Below are 14,909 nucleotides of genomic sequence, written 5' to 3' on the forward strand. Positions count from 1 at the left end.
CGGTTCAAGCCTTGCGGTTTATGACCGCAAAAAATCCGGCGCGCTAGTTGAGCGCGCCGGATCGTTACTGCTCTCGCTACAAGGCTCCCGTCAGCCGGTGGCTGCGCGCGGGGTGCGATTGCGCGAGTTGCGCTGGAAGAACAGCGCCTGGCTCGCGACCGCCGAAACCATTGCGGGCTGGAACGGTTTTGAGATCAGGAACGCGGGCTCGGGGCGTTCGCCGGTCAGGAAGCGCTCGGGGTAAGCGGTGATGAACACCACCGGCACCTCGAACGCGCGCAGCAATTCATTGACCGCATCCAGGCCCGACGAGCCGTCGGCGAGCTGGATGTCGGCGAGGATCAGGCCGGGCTTCTTGTTCTTGGCGAGCGCGACCGCGTCGGCATGGGTGCGGGCGACGCCGATAACATTGTGACCGAGGTTCTTCACGAGGCTCTCGAGATCCATCGCGATGAAGGTCTCGTCCTCGATGATCAGGACGTCGGTAGCGATTTCGGCCGCCATCTCGCGGCCGGCGGTATCCGTCAACTGCCGGGTCTCGGCGATGTCGGTATTGAGAATGAACGCTACCTCTTCCTCGGAGAAGCCCTCGAGCGACAGCAAGAGGAACGCCTGCCGCGGCAGCGGCGTGATGTTCGACAGCCGCCGCTCCGGCGGCAGCGCCAATGTCGCGACATCAGGATTGTCGTTGAGCGAGACCGAATTCCAGATCTGGGTGAACAGCTTGAACAGCCCGGCGCGCGGGCCGTACCGTTCATCCAGCAGCGAGGCATCCTGCAGCAGGGCCTCCAGCATGGCGGCCACATAAGCATCGCCCGAGGCCTGGTTTCCGGTGAGCGCACGGGCATAGCGCCGCAACAGCGGCAGATGTTCAGCAACGAGCTGTGATCGGGACATCCCCATTCCATCCTTGTCTTGGGCCGTATCCATGGCCGTTACTTAGGGTCGCATCTGGGCGGACGTAACCTCGTGCGCCGCGTCCGGCGCCAATTTAAAAGTTTTTTAAGGCTCGATTCGGGGGGACCCGGTTCCCCTGTCACCCCGACTACTCGCGGAAGGCAAAAAAGTTCCAAAAAAGGTTCCCAGATTTCGGAACCATCCGCAGATATTCGCATTAGCCTCTGACCTATAACGCGGCGGCCTAGGCCCAATTTCGAGGTAACCTCTTGAAACCACAGAGAATTAACTCTCGGGGAAGCGTGGATCAGACCATGAAGGAAGCAAAAAAGCAGGGCGGGCTCAATGCCGAGATTCAATCGAGGATCGGCCATCAGCTCCGCGCCATGTACGACGATGTGGTCCGACAGGGCGTGCCGGACCGCTTTGCGGAGCTGATCCGGAAGCTCGATGGGCCGGAGGCGGCGGCGGCCCAAATCGACAAACAAGAAGACGGGAGGGACTAATGCCTCTCACAGACTCTCTTCGCGACGACATTTTGGCGTCGGTACCCAGCCTGCGCGCGTTCGCGATCTCGCTCTCGGGCAATGGTGATCGTGCGGACGACCTGGTGCAGGAGACGTTGCTGCGCGCCATTGCCAACATCGACTCGTTCCAGCCCGGCTCGAACCTGCCGGCCTGGTTGTTCACCATCCTGCGCAACCTGTTTCGCTCGGACTATCGCAAGCGGCGGCGCGAGGTGGAGGACGCCGAGGGCAATTATGCGAAAACTTTGAAGACCCAGCCGTCGCAAAACGCGCATCTGGAGTTCGAGGAGTTTCGCACAGCGCTCGACAAGCTGCCGCAGGACCAGCGCGAAGCGTTGATCCTGGTTGGCGCCTCCGGCTTCTCCTACGAGGACGCCGCCGCCATCTGCGGCTGCGCGGTCGGCACCATCAAGAGCCGCGTCAACCGCGCGCGCTCGAAACTCTCCGCGTTGCTCTATGTCGAGGGCGCCGAGGATTTCGGACCTGACGAGACCGTGCGCGCCGTGATCGGCGGCAACGGCGGCTGATGACGCGATCGAGACGACACGGAAAAGGCGGCCCGAGCGGCCGCCTTTTTTGTCGCTATCGAAACCTTGACGTGATGCCTTCAACGTTGTCGTCCCTGCGAACCAGGGACGACAGGCGAACGGAGCGTGACCTACTTTACCGGCCGTACCGGCGCGGAAATCTCGCCCGTGCGGTCGCGCTCGGTCATGTCGACCACCGTGGCCATCGGCGCGATGAGTTCGTAGACATAGCTGACATCGGTGAAGTAGCGCTTTGCGGTGCCGCCGAGGGCTTCGGGAGCGACGCGGTCGAGCAGGATGAGGCCGAAATCCGAGTCTTCGCGCCGTGTCGCCGCGCTGGTGTTGAACTCTTCCCAGCGGAAATGAAAGATCGTGTCGGGCTCCTCGCCTGAGACTTCCCAGTTCGCGACGATATGCGGGTGCTTGCCGACCAGCGACAGGCCCTCATCGGAGTGCGAGGCCAGCTCGAAAAACAACAGCGAGAGCGACTGCGCGGCGCGCGCGCTGACGGCGATATCCGGGCCGTTGACGACGATGCGGTCGGCATGCGGGATCGCGCGCGACTCGAACAGGCCCTTGAGCTTGACGCCCTGCCACTGGCTTTCGCTGAGCAGCGTTACCACGTTCGACATCGCATGAATGCGGCCGATCAACAGCTCGCGTGCCACATCCATGTCGGAGCCGTGACGCAGCGTGCGCGTCACGATCGACTGGATCACGGCCAGGATATTCTTGACCCGGTGGTTGAGCTCGTCGATGACAGCGGTCAAGCGCCGCTCGAAACCGATCCGCACCTGGATCTCGCGGCTGAGCCGCAGATTGTTGTAGGCGACATAGCCGAACAAGCCGCAGACGATGCCGGTGAGCGCCAGCCCAATGGCCGCCACGACGATCGCGGTCTGCTGTGCACGCTGCGCGGCGTTGTTCTTGGCGTAATAGGCGAGCGACCAGTCGCGGGCGCCGAACGTCACCGTCCGCACCACCGACGGCAACGGATCGCCCTGCCTCACCGCCCGCAGGGTGATGACACCCTGGTCGTTGGCGACATATTCGTCGTTGGCGTCATCCGGGTCCTTCAACACCACCGAGAACAGCGAGCGGTCGTCATCGGTCAGCATCAGCGGCGCCAGCTCGTAGGAAAAGGTGACGAAGCCGGCCGGCTCCGAACTGCCCTCCAGCAGAATCGGAGACGCCAGCACGAGACCGATCGGCCCGTGCTGGCGCAACAGCGGGATCGGGTCCGACGCCAGCGGCTTGCCGGTTGCCGCCGCCTGCGCCAGCATCGGTCCGATCACCGAGTGCCGGTCGTAGGCGCGGCCGGGAAAACCCAGCGTGTCCGGACTGCGCGGCTCGAGATCCATCAGCACGTCGATCGGCCTGTTGATGGTCCGGAGATCCAGCGGCTTGTCGTCGAAATCCCTGATCGTCGGATTGGTGAAGCCGGCCCCCTTTAGCTCCGCCTGCGCGGCCGCCAGATCGCCCGGCTTGAGACGCGCGATCCAGAACGCGCTCACGAAATCGGTCTTGAAGGCATAGATCGCCGAGCGCAGCGGCTGCAGCATGTTGGCCTTCACTACTGAGGGTGAGCGAAACAAGCCGGATGCAACGCGTGCGAGCAATTCGCGCTCGGTCAGCCGGTCCTGCACCAGGCTGGCATGAACGTCGATGGCGCGCGATAGCGCGATGCCGTCGATCGCCAGTTCCTGCTCGTGGACGCGATAGGCTGCGAGACCGGAGAGCAAAACTCCGATCAGGGCAATAAAGCCGATAATGAAGCCCAGCCGAACCACTCGCTTACTCAGGAATGACGTGTTGGCGAAGACGTATTGGAAGCATTTCGAGGTCTGCCGGGGCAGAGACACGTGGCAATAGCGCGAAGGCCAAGCGCGGCGAATATGACGGAGCGATCATCAGCACGCAACTGACAGCTTGGCAGCGGGCAAACACAACACGGCAGCCGTTAACGCTGATTTGGCGGCGCCAGAAGGTGATAATCTGACAGCGTCGATTTGGTTCCGGCGCGGACGGACAAATCCGAGGGCTGCGGCGGCGGACCGAGCATTAATGTTAATGCGCCGCTGGCCTGGCCGCTCGTTCGGCCGCCTGTTCATCCGCCTGTTCATCCGGGCCCCGCGGGGCCGGCTACCCCGGGCCTACCGGGCCTTTGCGGCCGGGCGCAGGCCGCCTTTGGTCTCGATGAAGCCGATGATGCGATCGAGCCCCTCGCTCTTCTTCAAATTGGTCATCACGAACGGCCGCTCGCCGCGCATCCGCTTGGCGTCAGTCTCCATCTTCTCCAGCGACGCGCCGACGTAAGGCGCCAGGTCGATCTTGTTGATGACAAGGAGGTCCGAGCGGGTGATGCCGGGGCCGCCCTTGGAAGGGATCTTGTCGCCGGCGGCAACGTCGATCACGTAGATCGTGAGATCGGCGAGTTCGGGAGAAAACGTTGCGGCGAGATTGTCGCCGCCGGACTCGATCAGCACCAGATCGAGATCGGGAAATTTCGCGCGCATGTCGGCGACCGCCGCGAGATTCATCGATGCATCCTCGCGGATCGCGGTGTGCGGGCAGCCGCCGGTCTCGACGCCGGCGATGCGATCCGGCGTCAGCGAACCCGAGCGCACCAGGAATTCGGCGTCCCATTTGGTGTAGATGTCGTTGGTGATGGCGGCGATGTCGTAACGCTCCCGCATCGACTTGCAAAGCAGGTCCATCAGCGCGGTCTTGCCGGAGCCGACGGGACCGCCGACGCCGATCCGAAGCGGGCCGTGAGAATTAGACATGTGCGCAGCTCTCTCGATTGTCGTCGTCCCTGCGAACGCAGGGACCCATACGCCGCGGCCCCGCAATGAATCGCGGTGGCCGACGACCTTCGCAAAATGAACGCCCGTGGTTATGGGTCCCTGCGTTCGCAGGGACGACGGATGATGAAAAATTCACGTCCCTCATGACCTAAACAGCCGCGTATACTGCGTCTCGTGGCGGAGGCTGGCGAGATCGGCGCGGAAGGTGGCGCTGCCGAGATCGTCGAGCGAGGCGGCGAGCGCGCGCTTCGCCGTTGCAGCGACCTCAGTTTCCAGGCTCGCGACAATGCGCTGGCTGTCGGTTTGCCCGAGCGGCACGAGGCGCGCGCCGGCGGAAATCCAGTTCGACACCACGGCATGCAGGAAGGCATGCATCGCCGGCGCAAGCGGAACGGCATGGGCGGCGCTGACGACACCGACCGCGACGGGATAAACGATCGCGCTGCCGCTCGCGGCAACCATGCTGTCGAGCCCGTCGCAAGCCCAGGCGGCGCGCGCGATATCGATGAAGGCGCGGCCCTGCGTCGTCGTCTCGAGCTGACGCTCGCGCGAGGGCACGAAGGCGGCGGCGAGTTCAGCAATCTCGCGCAACGCCGTGGCCTCCTGCACGGACGCGGCGCGATACGCCTGCGCCAGAAACACGGCGTCGCAGAAGCCGGAACCATCAACCAGCACCGCGGCCAGCCAGTCGCGCAGCGATGCGGCGTCGGTGATATCGCCCGCCTCCACCGCCCATTCGATGCCGCTGGAATAAGAGAATGCACCGACCGGGAAGGACGGCGACAGCCAGGTCATCAGCCGGTACAGCGCCGCTGACTCCTCCGCATTCATTCCGCTGCTCGCGTCGGCGGGCGCGGGCTCACTTGTGGTCATGAGCATGGGAGTGATCGTGGTGGTGATGATCGTGGTCGCAATGTTCGTCGTGATGGTGATGGTGCGCATGATCATCATCATGGTGATGATCATGGCCGTGGCCGTGGTGGTGCGCGGCATGATCATGCGAAGCCTGCGCATAGGCGCCCCCTTCGGGATCGAACGGCGCCTCGATCTCGATGATGCGCGCACCCAGCCCCTTCACCATCGCCTCGATGACGTGATCGCGGCGGATGCGCAGGCCCTTCGGCATGATCTGGGTCGGCAAATGGCGGTTGCCGAGATGCCAGGCGATGCGGACCAGATGCAAGGGATCGACGCCCCGGATCTCGATCAGGGGCTCGGCGGCCGCGACCACCTCGATCAGCCTGCCGTCCTCCAGCACCAGCGCGTCACCGCCGCGCAGCGCCACCGCGTTCTCCAGGTCGAGCAGGAATTCCAGCCCGCGAGTTCCCGTCATCGCCATCCGCCGCCGGTGCCGGTCGTCGAAATCGAGCACGACGGTATCGGCCGCCGATTGCGTCCAGCGATGCTGGCCCAGGACTGTTGTCGCGCGGATCATGGCACCCTGCTCAAAGACACGTCAGAATTTCTCCACCTTGCCGTCGCTGATGATCTCGATCACCGTCGGCGCGGTCTTCATTTGCGAGGAATATTCCCGCCACACCTTCATGTGGGGCGCACGGCCATGCGCATTGAGGTCGTCGCGGGTCTCCCAGCGCTCCACCACCACATATAGATTTGGATCGTTCACGCTGACATGACCCTCATAGGAGATGCAGCCCTTCTCCTTCCGCGTTTCGGCGATGCAGGCCTTGTGCCCCTTGATGAAGTCGTCCTTGTTCTCCGGCTTCATCGGCGTGGTGGCGATGACATAGATCATAGGTTTGTTCCCGTGTTTTCTTGATTAGCGGACGTCGACCTTTTCGGGCGTGATCACTTCGATCTTCGGCGGCGCCGACATGCATTTCACGGCGACGCGACCGAAGGTCTTCATGTGCTCGGCGCCACGATGCGGCACCAGCGCCTCGGCATTTTCCCACTGCTCGACGAACACCATTTTTGAGGGATCGGTGACGCTCTCATGCAGGTCATAGGCGATGTTGCCCGGCTCTTTGCGGGTTTCCTTGATGCAGGCGGTGGCGGCGGCGATGAAATCGGCGCGCGTTTCGGGTTTTATGGTCAGCGTGGCAACGACGTAAATCACTTAGATCCTCCCGGACTTTGTTCTGGCTAAAGTTCCGGGATCAACCTTAGAACATGAAATACCTCTGCGCCATGGGCAGGACCTCGGCGGGCGCGCATGTCAGGAGCTCGCCGTCTGCGCGCACCTCATAGGTCTCGGCATCGACCTCGATCTTCGGGGTGGCGCCGTTATGGATCATGCTCTTCTTGGAGATGCCGCCGCGGGTGTTCTTGACGGGATAGAGCTGCTTCGTGATGCCGAGCTTGCGCGCCAGCCCGCCGGTGACGGCGGCCTTCGAGGTGAACACCACCGAGGATGCGGTCAGCGATTTGCCGAAGGCTGCGAACATCGGCTGGTAATGCACGGGCTGCGGCGTGGGAATGGAGGCGTTGGGATCGCCCATGGGAGCAGCCACGATCGAGCCGCCCTTGATGATGCAGTCCGGCTTGACGCCGAAGAACGCCGGCGACCACAGCACGAGATCGGCGAGCTTGCCTTTCTCGATTGATCCAATCAGCTTCGAGACGCCATGCGCGATCGATGGGTTGATGGTGTATTTGGCAATGTAGCGCTTGACGCGGAAATTGTCGTTGTCGTTGCCCCTGTCCTCGGGCAGCGCGCCGCGCTGCTTCTTCATCTTGTCGGCGGTCTGCCAGGTGCGGATGATGACTTCCCCTAACCGACCCATCGCCTGCGAATCCGACGACATCATCGAGAGCGCACCGAGATCGTGCAGGATGTCTTCGGCCGCGATGGTCTCTTTGCGGATGCGGCTTTCGGCAAAGGCGAGGTCTTCGGCAATCGAGGGATCGAGATGGTGGCACACCATCAGCATGTCCAGATGCTCGTCGATGGTGTTGCGCGTGAACGGACGCGTCGGATTGGTCGATGACGGCAGCACGTTCTTCAGGCCGGCGATCTTGATGATATCGGGTGCGTGCCCGCCGCCGGCGCCCTCGGTGTGGAAGGCATGGATGGTGCGGCCCTTGAAGGCTTTTACCGTGTCCTCGACGAAGCCGGATTCGTTCAGCGTGTCCGAATGCAGCATCACCTGGACGTCGTAATCGTCGGCGACGGCGAGACAGTTGTCGATCGCGGCCGGCGTGGTGCCCCAATCCTCGTGCAGCTTCAGCGCGCAGGCGCCGGCCTTGATCATCTCGACCAGCGCAGCGGGGCGGGCGGCATTGCCCTTGCCTGAGATGCCGAGATTGACCGGGAAGGCGTCGAACGACTGGATCATCCGGCCCATGTGCCAGGGGCCGGGCGTGCAGGTGGTCGCAAAGGTGCCGTGCGAGGGCCCGGTGCCGCCGCCCAGCATCGAGGTGACGCCAGACATCAGCGCATGCTCGATCTGCTGCGGGCAGATGAAATGAATGTGGCTATCGAAGCCACCGGCAGTGAGAATTTTTCCTTCGCCAGCAATGACGTCGGTGCCGGGGCCGATGATGATGGTGACGCCGGGCTGGATATCGGGATTGCCGGCCTTGCCGATCGCCGCGATCATGCCCTCCTTGATCGCGACGTCAGCCTTGACGATGCCCCAGTGGTCGACGATCAGCGCATTGGTGATGACGGTATCGGCCGCACCCTGTCGATTGGTGACCTGCGACTGCCCCATGCCATCGCGGATCACCTTGCCGCCGCCGAACTTCACCTCCTCGCCATAGGTGGTGAAATCCTTCTCCACCTCGATGATGAGATCGGTATCGGCCAGCCGCACTCTGTCGCCAGTCGTCGGCCCGAACATGTCGGCATAGACGCTACGTTTGATTTTCACAGACATGACGGACTCCAGCTTTCGGCGTTTCGTGCCCATTGCGGGCTTGGCAATTCGCGGCCACCCCTCTCCCCAACCCTCCCCCGCATCGCCTTCGCCAAGGCTTCGGCGGACACGAGGGGGGAGGGAGCCCAGCCAGTGTACTCACCTCACTGCAACTCATCGCAGCGCGTTCCCGCAATTCACAGCTTCCCCTGCACGTCGCCGCGGAAGCCGTAGATGGTGCGTTTGCCGGCGAGCGCGACGAGTTGCACGTCGCGGGTCTGGCCGGGCTCGAAACGCACCGCGGTGCCGGCGGCGATGTCGAGGCGCATGCCGCGGGATTTCTTGCGGTCGAACTTCAGTGCGGGGTTGGTCTCGAAGAAGTGGTAGTGCGAGCCGACCTGGATCGGACGGTCGCCGGTGTTCGCCACCGTCAGCGTCACGGTCTTGCGGCCGGCGTTAAGCTCGATCTCGCCGTCCTTGATGAAGCGTTCGCCGGGGATCATGTACCCTCCTCTGTCATTCCGGGGCGCCCGAAGGGCGAACTATGATGCGCAATTGCGCATCTGAGAATCTCGATCAACAATCTCTGGATTCCGGGTTCGGCCGCTTTGCGGCCGCCCCGGAATGACGATGACTATCTTATCGGCTCATGCACGGTGACGAGTTTTGTACCATCCGGAAACGTCGCTTCGACCTGGATGTCGTGGATCATCTCGGGAATGCCATCCATCACCTGCGCGCGGGTCAGGACCTGGGCGCCGGCCTGCATCAGTTCGGCGACGGTGCGGCCGTCGCGGGCGCCCTCGACGATGAAGTCGGAGATGATGGCGACCGCCTCGGGGTGGTTGAGCTTGACGCCGCGCTCGAGCCTGCGGCGCGCCACCATGGCCGCCATCGAGATCAAGAGCTTGTCCTTTTCGCGGGGGGAGAGATTCATGCGAGCACTCTGGTGATTGTCTCTCGTTGAGCCACAGCGGTTAATTGAGCCAAAGTCTTGGTAGCGCTGCGCCGCTGGCGCGGCCGAGCACCGTCATCATATCCGCGCGCAGCCGGGCCGCATCTTGGGCACAGAAGCGCGCCATTGCAAATCCATTCCAGCAGGAGATGCCGACCTCGCCGCCGAACGCTTCCGAGGCTTCACGGATCCGCTCCACGATCGCCTCATCGCCCGGCACGATCAGCGCGGTGCCGATGGCGACGCCGCCTTTCGCAACAGCCGACCGCGCCAGTTTTGCGCCGATGTCGCCGTCGAGCCGGATGGTCTCCGCAAACACCAGCTTGCCGCCGCGGCGCAGGCGCCAGCGGTCGACGAACTCGCCGTGCCGCATCGTTTCACCCATCGCGGCGCGGCCGAACACGACGATTTCGCAGAGCAGAAGCGAGGCGTCTTCGGCCAGGTCGATGTCGATACGCCTGACAATTCGCGCGCGGTCGAACAGGATGGTTTCCTGCGGCAGCCAGGCGAGATGCGCACCGGCTTTCGCCTTCAGGGCGATGCTGAGCTGGGCGGCGGCGCCGGAGGCGCGATAGACCTTTTCGGCCGCTGCCGTCGTCAGCGTCAGCCGGGTGCCCTCGCCTGCCCCGATGTCGATGTCGAAACGGTCGCCGCCGGCAATGCCGCCGGCGGTGTTGACGAAGACGCCGGACAGGCCTTCTGCCTCGGGAGAAGGAAAGCGCACGCGCAGCGATCCAGATTCATGCAGGTCCCCGCGGCGGGTGACGCCATCCTGCAGATGCACGCCGAACCGCACCGCGCCCTGGGCCCGATTGGCAGCGAACGTCGCTGAAGCCGCGCGCGTAATATCGGTCCGCATCCGTCCCCCAAACGGTATGTGCCGCGCTCGAAACGTTACAGCGCCATCTGGCGACTGATCTCCGCGGGATCGAGATTAGCGCGGTCGCAGGCATATTTCACCGCGCCACGGTCCATGACCGCGAAATTGTCGCCGAGCTCGCAGGCAAAGTCGAGATATTGTTCGACCAGCACGATCGCGATGTTGCCGAGGCTGCGCAGGTAAGAGATGGCGCGGCCGATGTCCTTGATGATCGAGGGCTGAATGCCTTCGGTCGGCTCGTCCAACAGCAATAGTTTCGGCCGCATCACCAGCGCACGGCCGATCGCGAGCTGCTGCTGTTGCCCGCCGGAGAGGTCGCCGCCGCGGCGTCCCAGCATCGTATTCAGCACCGGAAACAGCGAGAACACGTCATCGGGGATGTAGCGGTCCTCGCGCTTGAGCGGCCCGAACCCGGTCTTGAGATTTTCCTCGACCGTGAGCAGCGGAAAAATTTCGCGGCCCTGCGGCACGAAGCCGATGCCGCGCCGCGCGCGCTCGTACGGCTTGAGGCTGGTGATGTCGTTGCCATCAAGCGCAATCGAGCCACTCGCGATCGGATACTGGCCGACCATCGCGCGGAGCAGCGAGGTCTTGCCGACGCCGTTGCGGCCCAGCACGCACGTCACCTTGCCGGGCTCGGCGGACAGCGAGACGCCGCGCAAGGCTTGTGCTGCGCCGTAGTAGAGATTGATGTTGTCGACCTTCAACATTTGGCACTTCGCTTCGGCTGAGAGGTGGCGTCATACCCCGCGAAGGCGGGGTATCCAGTACGCCGAGCCTCTGCGGTAAAGCTCACCGTCTCGGAGTACTGGATCGTCCGCTTTCGCGGACGATGACAGCTTTCACGAGGAACCGTCAGCATATTCTTCATCTTCCCAGATACACTTCAATCACGCGCTCGTTCGACGAGACCTGATCGATGGTCCCCTCCGCCAGCACTGTGCCTTCGTGCAGGCAGGTGACCTTGACGCCGAGTTCGCGCACGAAGGTCATGTCGTGCTCGACGACCATGACGGTCTTTTCCTTGTTGATTTCCTTCAGAAGCTCGGCGGTCTGATGCGTCTCGACATCGGTCATGCCCGCGACCGGCTCGTCGACCAGCAGCAGTTTTGGATCCTGTGCCAACAGCATGCCGATCTCCAGCCACTGCTTCTGGCCGTGTGACAGGCTGCCCGCAAGACGATTGCGCGCATCGGTCAAACGGATGGTTTCGAGCACGCGGTCGATCCGTTCGGATTCGTCCCTGCTGCCGCGCCAGAACAGCGTACCCTTGACGCTGTGATCGACATTGAGCGCCAGCAACAGATTGTCCTCGATGGTCTGGCTCTCGAACACCGTCGGCTTCTGGAATTTGCGGCCAATGCCGAGTTCGGCGATATGGGTCTCATCCAGCCGCGTCAGGTCGGTCATGCCATCGAACAGCACCGTGCCTTCGTCCGGTTTGGTCTTGCCGGTGATGATGTCCATCATCGTGGTCTTGCCGGCGCCGTTCGGGCCGATGATGGCGCGCATCTCGCCGGGCTCGAGGGTGAGCGAGAGATTGTTGATGGCGTGAAAGCCGTCGAACGAGACGTGCACGCCGTCGAGGTAGAGCAGCGCCGAAGTGGTCCTTCCCTCCATGACACTCATGCGCTCACTCCGCCGGCTTCGGTTCGCCGACGCCGTCTTCGAGCGCAGCGCTTTCGGCATTGGCTTTTTCGGTTGCCTTCCGGGACTCCCGCCAGGCGTTGAAGGTGCCGACGATCCCCTTTGGCAGCAGCAGCGTCACCAGGATGAACAGCGCGCCCAGCATGAACAGCCAGTACGGCGCCAGCGGGCCCGAGGTGAAGTAGGTTTTTGCGTAGTTGACGACGACAGCGCCAAGCGCGGCGCCCGCCAGCGTGCCGCGGCCACCGACGGCGACCCAGATCACCGCCTCGATGGAGTTGCCCGGTGCAAATTCGCTTGGATTGATGATGCCGACCTGCGGCACGTAGAGCGCGCCGGCGACGCCGGCCATGCAGGCCGACAGCGTGAACACGAACAGCTTGTAGGATTCGACGCGGTAGCCGAGGAAACGGGTGCGGGACTCGGCATCGCGGATCGCTATCAAGACCTTGCCGAGCTTCGACGTCACGACCGCCCGGCAGATCAGGAAGGTGACGATCAGCGCCAGGCAGCTCAGGGCAAACAAGGCGGCGCGGGTGCCGTCGGCTTGCACATTGAAACCGAGGATGTCCTTGAAGTCGGTCAGACCGTTGTTACCGCCGAAACCGAAATCGTTGCGGAAGAACGCCAGCAGCAGCGCATATGTCATGGCCTGGGTGATGATCGAGAGATAGACGCCGGTGACGCGGGAGCGGAACGCCAGCCAACCGAAGCAGAACGCGAGCAGGCCGGGAACAAGAATGACCATCAGCGCCGCAAACCAGAACATATCAAAGCCGTGCCAGTACCAGGGCAGCGCCGGATAGTTCAGAAACACCATGAAGTCGGGCAGGATCGGATTGCCGTAGACGCCGCGGCTGCCGATCTGGCGCATCAGGTACATGCCCATGGCGTAGCCGCCGAGCGCGAAGAACGCGCCGTGGCCGAGCGAGAGAATGCCGCAATAGCCCCAGATCAGGTCGATCGAGAGCGCCAGGATGGCGTAGCAGGCGTATTTGCCGAACAGCGCGACCAGATAGGTCGGCACCTGCAGCGCCGAGCCTGAAGGCAGCAGGAGATTGGAGAGCGGGATCAGCACGCCGAGGCCGGCGACGACGATTAGGAAGATGGTGGCGCTGCGGTCGAGCGAGCGCGTGAGGATGTGCGGCGTCATGCTTCCACCGCCCGGCCCTTCAGCGCGAACAGGCCGCGCGGACGTTTCTGGATGAACAGGATGATCAGCACGAGGATGGCGATCTTGCCGAGCACGGCGCCGGCCACCGGCTCCAGGAACTTGTTGGCGATGCCGAGCGTGAAGGCGCCGACCAGCGTGCCCCAGAGATTGCCGACGCCGCCAAACACGACGACCATGAAGCTGTCGATGATGTAGCTCTGGCCGAGATTGGGGCTGACATTGTCGATCTGCGACAGCGCCACGCCGGCGATCCCGGCGATGCCCGAGCCGAGGCCGAAGGTCAGCGCATCGACGCGCGAGGTGGCGATGCCCATCGAGGCCGCCATGCGGCGGTTCTGCGTCACCGCGCGCATCTCGAGCCCGAGAGCGGTGTAACGCAGCATCGCGAGCAGGATGACGAATACCGCGAGCGTGAAGCAAAGGATCCAGAGCCGGTTATAGGTGATGGTGATCTGGCCGAGCTCGAACGCGCCGCTCATCCAGGAGGGATTACCGACCTCGCGGTTGGTGGGGCCGAACGCGGTGCGCACGGCCTGCTGCAATACCAGCGACAGGCCCCAGGTCGCGAGTAGCGTTTCCAACGGGCGGCCATAGAGGAAACGGATGATGCCACGCTCGATCAGCACGCCGACGGCGCCCGCGACGAGGAACGCCAGCGGCACCGCGATCAGCAGCGAATAATCGAACAGGCCGGGATAATTGCTGCGAATGATCTCCTGCACCACGAAGGTGGTGTAGGCGCCCAGCATCACCATCTCGCCATGGGCCATGTTGATGACGCCCATGACGCCGAAGGTGATGGCGAGGCCGATTGCGGCGAGCAGCAGCACCGATCCCAGCGACAGGCCGTACCAGGCGTTTTGCACCATCGACCACATCGCAAGATTGCTCTGGATCGAGGCAATCGCGCTTGCTACGGCGCGCGCGACGTTGGGCGGCAGGTCGCTGCCGAGCCCGGTCAGGAGCGCCATCGCCTCCTGATCGCCGCGCGCCTTAACGACGGCGACCGCTTCGAGCTTCTCGACCTCGGTCGCGTCGGACTTGTAGAGCAGGATGGCGGCGCGGGCTTCCGCGAAGGCGGCCTTGACGGACTTGTTGGTCTCCTTCGCCAGGGCGCCGTCGATTACGGGCAGCGCGCTCTCCTCATGGCTCTTGAACACCGATTGCGCCGCCGCGGTCCGCTTGGCCGGGTCCGGTGACAGCAGCGTCAAGCCGCCGAGCGCGGCCTCAACGGCGCGGCGCAAACGGTTGTTGAGGCGCACGGCGGCGGCGTTGTCCGGCAGCTTGTCCACGGCAGCGCCGGTCGCGGCATCGATGACCTTGCCGTCGCTCCCGGTGACGAAAACCTTCTTGGTATCCGGATCGGCCGACAGCCGCCCTTCCTGCAGCGCGCTAATGATCGGAAAGGCCAGCGGATTGCCCGACGTTGCGACCGCGCCGATCGCTTCATCCGTGTCGGAAAAATCGTCGTTGGCGAACTTGGCGACCGCGTCCTCGAACGGGCCCGCCAGTGCCGGCGCCGCAAAGGCCGCAGCCAAAAGGATCGCGAGCAGGAGCGCGCGAAAGCGATCAAGGAAATTGGCAGACACAATACGACCCCGGCAGGAGTGTGGGAGAAGGCGGCGGCAGCGCCGCCCTCTCCGGTCTTCGGTAGTTCTCTTGGAAGTTATCGTT

General features: G+C 63.5%; 17 protein-coding genes. 2 read left to right on the plus strand and 15 right to left on the minus strand.

Going from position 1 to position 14,909, the window contains the following annotated elements; all coding sequences use genetic code 11:
• Positions 1 to 90: 90 nt before the first annotated feature.
• Positions 91 to 897 (minus strand): response regulator, encoded by an 807-nt coding sequence (locus tag V1277_RS10700; protein ID WP_065747466.1) that lies wholly within the window; start codon positions 895 to 897, stop codon positions 91 to 93.
• A 314-nt stretch (positions 898 to 1,211) separates the two neighbouring features.
• On the opposite strand from V1277_RS10700, the gene V1277_RS10705 reads away from it, so the two are divergent.
• Positions 1,212 to 1,403 carry a NepR family anti-sigma factor gene (locus V1277_RS10705; RefSeq protein WP_028349309.1) on the plus strand — a complete coding sequence of 64 codons (192 nt, stop codon included), beginning with the start codon at positions 1,212 to 1,214 and terminating at the stop codon, positions 1,401 to 1,403.
• The gene (locus tag V1277_RS10710; RefSeq protein WP_028349310.1) at positions 1,403 to 1,951 is read left to right on the plus strand and encodes a sigma-70 family RNA polymerase sigma factor; all 549 of its coding nucleotides are present in this window, start codon (positions 1,403 to 1,405) and stop codon (positions 1,949 to 1,951) included. Before V1277_RS10705 ends, V1277_RS10710 begins: the two co-directional genes overlap by 1 nt.
• A gap of 131 nt (positions 1,952 to 2,082) precedes the next feature.
• Here V1277_RS10710 and V1277_RS10715 read toward each other — a convergent pair whose 3' ends face one another.
• From V1277_RS10715 to urtB, 14 genes are all read right to left on the minus strand, one after another.
• Positions 2,083 to 3,741, minus strand: coding sequence for an HWE histidine kinase domain-containing protein (locus tag V1277_RS10715; RefSeq protein WP_334416120.1), 1,659 nt, complete (start codon positions 3,739 to 3,741; stop codon positions 2,083 to 2,085).
• Positions 3,742 to 4,104: 363 nt separating this feature from the next.
• Positions 4,105 to 4,737: an urease accessory protein UreG gene (gene ureG / locus V1277_RS10720; protein ID WP_334416121.1), complete on the minus strand. Its 633-nt coding sequence runs from the start codon at positions 4,735 to 4,737 to the stop codon at positions 4,105 to 4,107.
• 162 nt (positions 4,738 to 4,899) lie between these two features.
• The gene (locus tag V1277_RS10725) at positions 4,900 to 5,637 is read right to left on the minus strand and encodes an urease accessory protein UreF (protein WP_334420335.1); all 738 of its coding nucleotides are present in this window, start codon (positions 5,635 to 5,637) and stop codon (positions 4,900 to 4,902) included.
• Positions 5,618 to 6,193 carry an urease accessory protein UreE gene (locus tag V1277_RS10730; RefSeq protein WP_334416122.1) on the minus strand — a complete coding sequence of 192 codons (576 nt, stop codon included), beginning with the start codon at positions 6,191 to 6,193 and terminating at the stop codon, positions 5,618 to 5,620. The genes V1277_RS10725 and V1277_RS10730 overlap by 20 nt, the downstream gene beginning before the upstream one ends.
• A gap of 21 nt (positions 6,194 to 6,214) precedes the next feature.
• Complete coding sequence (locus tag V1277_RS10735) at positions 6,215 to 6,514, minus strand: putative quinol monooxygenase (RefSeq protein ID WP_057841049.1); 300 nt, start codon at positions 6,512 to 6,514, stop codon at positions 6,215 to 6,217.
• 24 nt (positions 6,515 to 6,538) lie between these two features.
• Entirely contained in the window at positions 6,539 to 6,838 is a 300-nt protein-coding gene (locus V1277_RS10740) for a putative quinol monooxygenase (protein WP_334416123.1), read from the minus strand.
• Positions 6,839 to 6,884: 46 nt separating this feature from the next.
• Positions 6,885 to 8,600: an urease subunit alpha gene (gene ureC, locus V1277_RS10745; RefSeq protein WP_334416124.1), complete on the minus strand. Its 1,716-nt coding sequence runs from the start codon at positions 8,598 to 8,600 to the stop codon at positions 6,885 to 6,887.
• A 176-nt stretch (positions 8,601 to 8,776) separates the two neighbouring features.
• Positions 8,777 to 9,082 (minus strand): urease subunit beta, encoded by a 306-nt coding sequence (locus V1277_RS10750; RefSeq protein ID WP_065747475.1) that lies wholly within the window; start codon positions 9,080 to 9,082, stop codon positions 8,777 to 8,779.
• Positions 9,083 to 9,213: 131 nt separating this feature from the next.
• On the minus strand, positions 9,214 to 9,516 hold the full coding sequence (locus V1277_RS10755) for an urease subunit gamma (protein WP_028349318.1): 303 nt from the start codon (positions 9,514 to 9,516) through the stop codon (positions 9,214 to 9,216).
• Positions 9,517 to 9,556: 40 nt separating this feature from the next.
• Positions 9,557 to 10,393: an urease accessory protein UreD gene (locus V1277_RS10760; RefSeq protein WP_334416125.1), complete on the minus strand. Its 837-nt coding sequence runs from the start codon at positions 10,391 to 10,393 to the stop codon at positions 9,557 to 9,559.
• Between the two features lie 35 nt (positions 10,394 to 10,428).
• Complete coding sequence (urtE, locus tag V1277_RS10765) at positions 10,429 to 11,124, minus strand: urea ABC transporter ATP-binding subunit UrtE (RefSeq protein WP_334416126.1); 696 nt, start codon at positions 11,122 to 11,124, stop codon at positions 10,429 to 10,431.
• A 157-nt stretch (positions 11,125 to 11,281) separates the two neighbouring features.
• Positions 11,282 to 12,043 carry an urea ABC transporter ATP-binding protein UrtD gene (urtD, locus tag V1277_RS10770; protein ID WP_065747478.1) on the minus strand — a complete coding sequence of 254 codons (762 nt, stop codon included), beginning with the start codon at positions 12,041 to 12,043 and terminating at the stop codon, positions 11,282 to 11,284.
• 4 nt (positions 12,044 to 12,047) lie between these two features.
• A complete protein-coding gene (gene urtC, locus V1277_RS10775; protein ID WP_334416127.1) occupies positions 12,048 to 13,214 on the minus strand; it encodes an urea ABC transporter permease subunit UrtC in 1,167 nt (388 codons plus the stop codon).
• Complete coding sequence (urtB, locus tag V1277_RS10780; RefSeq protein ID WP_334416128.1) at positions 13,211 to 14,824, minus strand: urea ABC transporter permease subunit UrtB; 1,614 nt, start codon at positions 14,822 to 14,824, stop codon at positions 13,211 to 13,213. Before urtB ends, urtC begins: the two co-directional genes overlap by 4 nt.
• Positions 14,825 to 14,909: the final 85 nt, after the last annotated feature.

It is taken from the genome of Bradyrhizobium sp. AZCC 1588, from assembly GCF_036924735.1.
Taxonomy (GTDB): domain Bacteria; phylum Pseudomonadota; class Alphaproteobacteria; order Rhizobiales; family Xanthobacteraceae; genus Bradyrhizobium.

Bases quoted from the DNA above. Each gene is read 5' to 3' on its own strand.
- V1277_RS10700 (WP_065747466.1), bottom strand. From the start codon at position 897: ATGTCCCGATCACAGCTCGTTGCTGAACATCTGCCGCTGTTGCGGCGC.
- V1277_RS10705 (WP_028349309.1), top strand. From the start codon at position 1,212: ATGAAGGAAGCAAAAAAGCAGGGCGGGCTCAATGCCGAGATTCAATCG.
- V1277_RS10710 (WP_028349310.1), top strand. From the start codon at position 1,403: ATGCCTCTCACAGACTCTCTTCGCGACGACATTTTGGCGTCGGTACCC.
- ureG (WP_334416121.1), bottom strand. From the start codon at position 4,737: ATGTCTAATTCTCACGGCCCGCTTCGGATCGGCGTCGGCGGTCCCGTC.
- V1277_RS10725 (WP_334420335.1), bottom strand. From the start codon at position 5,637: ATGCTCATGACCACAAGTGAGCCCGCGCCCGCCGACGCGAGCAGCGGA.
- V1277_RS10730 (WP_334416122.1), bottom strand. From the start codon at position 6,193: ATGATCCGCGCGACAACAGTCCTGGGCCAGCATCGCTGGACGCAATCG.
- V1277_RS10735 (WP_057841049.1), bottom strand. From the start codon at position 6,514: ATGATCTATGTCATCGCCACCACGCCGATGAAGCCGGAGAACAAGGAC.
- ureC (WP_334416124.1), bottom strand. From the start codon at position 8,600: ATGTCTGTGAAAATCAAACGTAGCGTCTATGCCGACATGTTCGGGCCG.
- V1277_RS10750 (WP_065747475.1), bottom strand. From the start codon at position 9,082: ATGATCCCCGGCGAACGCTTCATCAAGGACGGCGAGATCGAGCTTAAC.
- V1277_RS10755 (WP_028349318.1), bottom strand. From the start codon at position 9,516: ATGAATCTCTCCCCCCGCGAAAAGGACAAGCTCTTGATCTCGATGGCG.
- V1277_RS10760 (WP_334416125.1), bottom strand. From the start codon at position 10,393: ATGCGGACCGATATTACGCGCGCGGCTTCAGCGACGTTCGCTGCCAAT.
- urtE (WP_334416126.1), bottom strand. From the start codon at position 11,124: ATGTTGAAGGTCGACAACATCAATCTCTACTACGGCGCAGCACAAGCC.
- urtD (WP_065747478.1), bottom strand. From the start codon at position 12,043: ATGAGTGTCATGGAGGGAAGGACCACTTCGGCGCTGCTCTACCTCGAC.
- urtC (WP_334416127.1), bottom strand. From the start codon at position 13,214: ATGACGCCGCACATCCTCACGCGCTCGCTCGACCGCAGCGCCACCATC.